General features: G+C 41.1%; 6 protein-coding genes. All 6 read left to right on the top strand.

The window, feature by feature from the left end; genetic code table 11:
- Positions 1 to 131 precede the first annotated feature (131 nt).
- Complete coding sequence (gene yajC / locus GXZ13_06540) at positions 132 to 590, top strand: preprotein translocase subunit YajC (protein NLX75471.1); 459 nt, start codon at positions 132 to 134, stop codon at positions 588 to 590.
- Between the two features lie 74 nt (positions 591 to 664).
- Complete coding sequence (gene secD, locus GXZ13_06535; protein ID NLX75470.1) at positions 665 to 2,047, top strand: protein translocase subunit SecD; 1,383 nt, start codon at positions 665 to 667, stop codon at positions 2,045 to 2,047.
- Between the two features lie 14 nt (positions 2,048 to 2,061).
- Positions 2,062 to 2,943 carry a protein translocase subunit SecF gene (secF, locus tag GXZ13_06530; protein ID NLX75469.1) on the top strand — a complete coding sequence of 294 codons (882 nt, stop codon included), beginning with the start codon at positions 2,062 to 2,064 and terminating at the stop codon, positions 2,941 to 2,943.
- Positions 2,944 to 3,068: 125 nt separating this feature from the next.
- On the top strand, positions 3,069 to 3,446 hold the full coding sequence (locus GXZ13_06525; GenBank protein NLX75468.1) for a LapA family protein: 378 nt from the start codon (positions 3,069 to 3,071) through the stop codon (positions 3,444 to 3,446).
- A gap of 2 nt (positions 3,447 to 3,448) precedes the next feature.
- Entirely contained in the window at positions 3,449 to 5,107 is a 1,659-nt protein-coding gene (locus GXZ13_06520) for a recombinase RecJ (protein NLX75467.1), read from the top strand.
- A 133-nt stretch (positions 5,108 to 5,240) separates the two neighbouring features.
- Positions 5,241 to 6,127 (top strand): bifunctional (p)ppGpp synthetase/guanosine-3',5'-bis(diphosphate) 3'-pyrophosphohydrolase (locus GXZ13_06515; protein ID NLX75466.1); only part of this gene is annotated, 887 nt, incomplete at its 3' end.

Raw genomic sequence — 6,127 nt, 5'->3', positions numbered from 1 at the left:
TCTGATGTTTTTTCATTTTTTCATGCTAAGCGCCAAATAACGTGTTAGAATATTCTTTGTTAATCTATAGAAAAAAGTATAAAATATTTAAATATATTATATGCGTGTAAAACTAAGGAGGAGTTTTCTTAATGGGACAACAAGGTAATATGATGAGTTTACTATTTCCGTTAGCAATGTTTGTGGCGATTTTTTACTTTATGATTGTACGTCCACAGAAAAAGAGACAAAAGGCACAGGAAGATATGTTGGCAAGCATTTCAACCGGCGACGAAATCATTACTGCCGGCGGTTTTTTTGGTGTTGTTGACAAAATTCTTGATGACAGCTACATAGTCGTAATGGACAAAAACCTAGGGACAAAAGCCCGAGTATTAAAGACTTCTGTTTCTATGAAAAAACCGGCAGAAGTAAAAGCTGCTTCGGTTGAAGAAAAACCTAAGAAAAAGAAAAAGATTGTTAAAAAAGAAGTAGAAGTAAAAGAAGAAGAAAAGACAGAAACAGTGAAAAAGGCTGTCGAAAAAGCAACAGCGCCTGCAAAAAAGAAGAAAGAGACAGCTACAAAAGCTGCCGATAAAGCAAAAGAATAAAATAAAAAAGTAGATAAATGTAAGAAGGATAGCTAAATCGTCCGATTCTTGTTCTATGTGGGGAGGATATTTTTATGGTTAAGAGAGATAAGTGGCGACTGCTGCTAATTGTAGTTGTGGTTTTACTTGCCGCTTGGATAATCTATCCGGTAAAAGAAAAGATAAAATTGGGGCTTGACCTCAGCGGTGGAGTGAATATTGTACTCCAAGCCAAGGAAACAGCTGGTACTCCGGTGACTTCTGATAGTGTAAACAAACTAATAGCTGTACTTCGCAGCCGTATTGACCAGTACGGAGTTGCAGAGCCTATTATACAAAGACAGGGTGATGATCGCGTTGCTATAGATCTCCCCGGAATAGAAAACCCGGAATCGGCACTGGAACTGATTGGTCGTACAGCTGTCCTAAGTTTCCGTCAGGTTTTGGGAGAATCTCCAAGAATTCCGGCTGCCCCCATCCGCAAAAATTATGGTTCAGATGCGGAATTCAAAGCAGCTCAAGCACGTTGGCAGGAAGCCAAAGGCGAGATTGACACTTACATCGAAAAAATGAAAACTACTGTGGGTGAAGATCCCAACGTTGAGTTGCTTATGGGACAGACAGGCACCGCATACCTTATTGGCAAAACATACGTTACGGGAAAAGATCTTGCTAAAGCTGAGACCATTTTTGATCAGTTCGGAAAAGCAGGAGTTTCGATAAAATTCAATGCCGAGGGAGCCAAACTTTTTGAAGCGGCAACAGAAGCAAATATCAACAAGCAGTTGGCCATTGTACTCGATGACGTGGTAATCTCTGCTCCTGTAGTTCAGCAGCGTATTCCAGGTGGAGACGCACAGATCACGGGTAAATTTTCAACTGAAGATGCCAACAAACTGGCGATTATGCTTCGCGCCGGAGCTCTACCCGTCTCAGTCGAAATTTTGGAAAACAGATCTGTAGGACCTACACTTGGTTCAGACTCAATAAATTCAGGCATTAAATCCGGACTCATCGGAGCCGGACTTGTGGTTCTTTTCATGCTCGTATATTATGGCATGCTTGGATTCGCAGCTAATATAGCACTTTGCGTTACCGTTCTGCTCGTATTGGCTGGGCTCATCCTTCTTAAATCAACTCTAACTTTGCCCGGGATCGGCGGAATCGTTCTTACCATAGGCATGGTTGTTGATGGCAACGTTCTTATTTACGAAAGGATGAAAGAGGAATTCCGCTCAGGGAAATCTCTCATGGCAGCACTTGATTCAGGCTTCAAAAAAGCTCTTGTAGTTATTTTGGATGCCAATATCACAACGCTTATTGCAGCAGTCGTACTGTTCTATTTCGGAAGCGGTACTATTAGGGGCTTTGCGGTTACACTTAGCATCGGTGTTATTGCTTCAGTCTTCTGTAATGTCGTTGTTACACGTTCTCTTCTCGGTATTATGTTTTCACACCGTAAGGGAATGACTCTTTAGGAGGAGGCAATAATATGGCTATTTTTGATGCATCAAAACTAAACATTAACTTTATAAAATACAGAAAAATATGGCTGGCAATAAGCCTCGTCGTTATGTTTATTTCTGTAGCCCTACTTTTCACAAAAGGTTTGAATCTCAGCGTTGATTTCACGGGTGGTCTTGTTTTACAGGTGAAATTTGAGAAATCTGTTGAAGTAGCGGAAGTCCGCAAAAGCCTTAGCTCTATAGGGCAAGGACAGGCAACAATACAAGCCTATGACGACAGGGATATACTTATACGTCTACAGGCCCAGGATGAAGAAGTACGTAAGACTGTTTTGGATACACTAAAGAAAGATTTTGGAACATTTTCAATCCTTAAGATAGATAAAATAGGACCGGTGGTAGGGAAAGAACTTAGACAGCAAGCTATAATTTCAATCGTTCTTGCTCTAATTGGAATACTTATCTATATGGCGTTTCGCTTTAAATTCCGCTTTGGAGTTGCAGCTGTATTCGCTCTATTGCACGACTCTCTTATTATGTTGGGTGCATATAGCCTCACGGGAAGAGAAGTTTCCGTCACATTTATTGCTGCAATACTTACAATAGTTGGTTATTCTTTGAACGACACGATAGTCATTTTTGACAGAGTAAGAGAGAACTGGCCTCAGGTGAAGACTATGGGTATAGAGACTCTGGTTAATACTTCCATAAACCAGACCCTTTCCAGAACGATTAACACTTCTGTAACCACTTTGTTGCCTGTATTGGCAATGTTTATTTTTGGTGGAGAAGTAATAAGCAACTTTGCCTTTGCGTTCCTAGTAGGCATAATCGTTGGTACTTATAGTTCAATCTATGTTGCAGTTTCAGCAGTAGTAAGTCTATTTTTACGTTCTTCAAAATCTTAATATATAAAAAACTTAAAGAGGGGCGCAAACGCCCCTCTTTTTTTATACACATCAGCCGTTGAATGTATTATAATTGTAAGGTACACGTGCGATTTTAAGACGCTTTTAAGATTAGGAGGGACAATATGAGAAGTTATATTTTGGCTATTACACTTACAATGTTTCTTTCAGCACTTTTTGCTTATCAAAATATTGAAGAAGTTACCGTACGCTTTTTTATGTTTGAAAAAGCTTTCCCTCAGGGGGTTTGGGAAGTTTTAATCTTCTGTGCCGGCGCTGCTATAATGTGGATCTTTTCAGTGCTATCAATGTTCGAAATGAGAAGCAAATACAAGAAAGAAATAAAACAAAAGGATGAAAAGATAAAAGCTTTTGAAGATGAAAAGAAAGCTATGCTGGAATCTATAGCAAAAGAACATTACTCAACTCATATTGCATCCGACGAAGAAGATGTTTTTGCAACTAGTGAAGTCATACAAACTGATAGCGAAATGGCAGAATAGTTTTGGTAGAACGCTGTTTTGTAGATGATTTAAATATAGTTAGACCATCAACCACAACTGCAGACTTGTCTGTGAAATTGGGATGCAACCTGTTCCAAGCGGCACTGCTTGAAATGAGAGGCATTACAGTAGATTCATCCGTCTCAGAAATAGAGAGCTGGTTAAATCCGAACATGGAAAAATTGCTGGAAACCCTTAATTTAGGGACAGACAGCTCTGAAGCTGTGGCTTTGATGCGGAATCTCTCTAGCAGATCAGAAGTTCTCGTATATGGAGACTATGATGTGGACGGGATTTCGTCTACGGCGATAGCCACGGAAATAGCAATGACCAAAGGTGCAAGTGTAAGATATTATATTCCCCACAGGTTTAGTAAGGGGTACGGGTTGCACACAGACATCGCACAAAACATAGCTAAAAGAAAGTTTGACTTGGTTATAGTTGTTGATTGTGGCTCTAAAGACGTGGAAGCCGTCAAAATAATTAAAGATAGTGGAATTCCAGTCATTATCTTTGACCACCACCTTGTTGAAGGCACTCCTGCACTGCAGGATACGATGGTAAACCCCCAAATATCAGGGGATAGCATGGCGAAAAAATTATGTGCAGCCGCTGTTGTTTGGAGTTGGGCTTGGCAAAATGAGATACTGCCGCCCAAAAAACTCATAAAAATGTTGGATTTAGTAGCTTTGGCCACTATTGCGGACTGTGTATCCATGGCTTCACCTTTAAACAGGAGTTTGGTACAAAAGGGAATTCAAGTGCTTCGAACTGCTCCGCGACAAGGGCTCCATATGCTCATGGAAAAACTAGATATAGTTCCTGCTTTGCTAGTAGAAGAAGATTTATCTATGCGGATAATTCCAAGCTTGAATGCTGCTGGTCGTTTGGACGTAGCTGATACTGCTGTAAAAATACTTTTTTCCGGTGACAATCTAGAGAGTTTTGTTGATAAAATAATTTTCTTAAATCAAAAACGGAGAGCTCTTTCCTCAAAGGTCCTTGCACAGGTTGATGCATCCGAAGAACCGGATTATCATTATGTTTTAACCAATGATGAATGGGTTGTCGGAATACTGAGCAGTGTTGCTAGCAGGGTTTGCCTCAGCAAAAATGCACCAGTAGCACTTGTGGCACCTGTAGGCGAAAATATGCGAGGCACCTTGCGTATGCCGAAAGGCGGAGATGCCGTGGCAATTTTAAAAGAACTTTCTCCGCTTCTAAACACTTGGGGAGGTCATAAGTTAGCAGCCGGCTTCAGCGTTTCTGACTCTAATTGGTCAGAATTGAGAGATAAAATGGAATACCTTCTTTCCAAGGCAGAGACAAATGGAGAGAAGGAAGAAGTTCTGTATTGGGAGCCCTCAGAACTGCCTCTTGATGTTTGGAAAAGGGGGGAAGAAATAGGCCCCTTCGGAATGGATAACCCCGCTCCGAAACTTTACTCTCCTTATAAAGGCATTGCAGAACTCTCTCCCTTAGGTAAGACGGGGAGACATGTAAAAATAGATATAGGAGACTCCACTTTAATTGGGTTTGATGCAGTAAACATGCTTAATGACACGAGTGACTTTGAAGGTTGGGCATATAAACCTAGAATCAATACGTGGCGCAACATGACCAATCTTCAGTTAATATTAGATAAAATAGTTGTTTCATAGAAACATTAACGGCGGTGATAATTAATTGGCAACAGCAAAGAAAACCACACCCACAAACGTACGCTCTGCTCATCTTTCAGGAATAGCTAAACAGCATTCAGAAGGAGTTAGTAAGAATGAACAGCAAGCGTTGATGGAAGGTTATTGGGGACGAATAGCTGAGAACCAGCGTGTCTCTTCCTTGCGTGTTGCCTGGCAAGACCTGTGGACAAAAGCCGGCCGCTATCTTTCAAAAGAAGATATAAAGCATGTAGGAGAAGCCTTTGTCTTTGCATCAGAATCGCACAAAGATCAACGCCGCTATAGTGGCGATCCCTACGTGGTTCACACCGTCAGTGTCGCAGCCATACTCACTGAGATGGAGCTTGATGCTGAGACGATAGTAGCTGCACTGCTTCATGATGTACTAGAAGATACGGAAGTAACCGATGAAGTACTAAAAGAGAGATTCGGCGAAGAAGTTCTCGTGTTGGTAGAAGGGGTAACAAAGCTGGGAAAGCTTTCCTTCCAATCGGCAGAAGAATATCAGTCCGAAAACCTCAGAAAAATGTTTGTCGTTATGGCGAAAGACATAAGAGTAGTTCTGATAAAACTTGCAGACCGCCTCCACAACATGAGAACTATATCTTCTCACAGACGAGAAAAGCAGATTATCATCTCTCGTGAAACCTTAGAGATATACGCTCCCTTAGCGCATCGACTCGGCATATATCAGATTAAACGCGAACTCGAAGATCTTTCTTTCAGAGTTTTGGACCCTGAGATGTATCACGATATCAAAAGACGCGTTCGCAAGAAGCTGCCCGAACGCGAAACTATTGTGAAAGAGGCTATGGACATTCTCACTGATAGAGTTGTCGCGGAGGGCTTGGATGTGGCAATAAAGGGACGTCCAAAGCATTTTTACAGCATATATGAAAAGATGAGAAGAAAAAATCTTGCATTGGAACAGCTTTACGATCTTCTTGCACTAAGAGTAGTGGTTTCAACAATAGCTGAATGTTATCAAACGCTGGGAAT

The sequence above is a fragment of the Synergistaceae bacterium genome (assembly GCA_012728235.1).
GTDB lineage: Bacteria > Synergistota > Synergistia > Synergistales > Synergistaceae > JAAYFL01.
Note: the sequence above shows the minus strand (reverse complement) of the source record. Positions and strands in the feature narration are given on the sequence as shown.

Excerpts from the sequence above, each read along its gene's own strand:
- GXZ13_06525 (NLX75468.1), top strand. The coding sequence starts at position 3,069 with ATGAGAAGTTATATTTTGGCTATTACACTTACAATGTTTCTTTCAGCA.
- yajC (NLX75471.1), top strand. The coding sequence starts at position 132 with ATGGGACAACAAGGTAATATGATGAGTTTACTATTTCCGTTAGCAATG.
- secF (NLX75469.1), top strand. The coding sequence starts at position 2,062 with ATGGCTATTTTTGATGCATCAAAACTAAACATTAACTTTATAAAATAC.
- secD (NLX75470.1), top strand. The coding sequence starts at position 665 with ATGGTTAAGAGAGATAAGTGGCGACTGCTGCTAATTGTAGTTGTGGTT.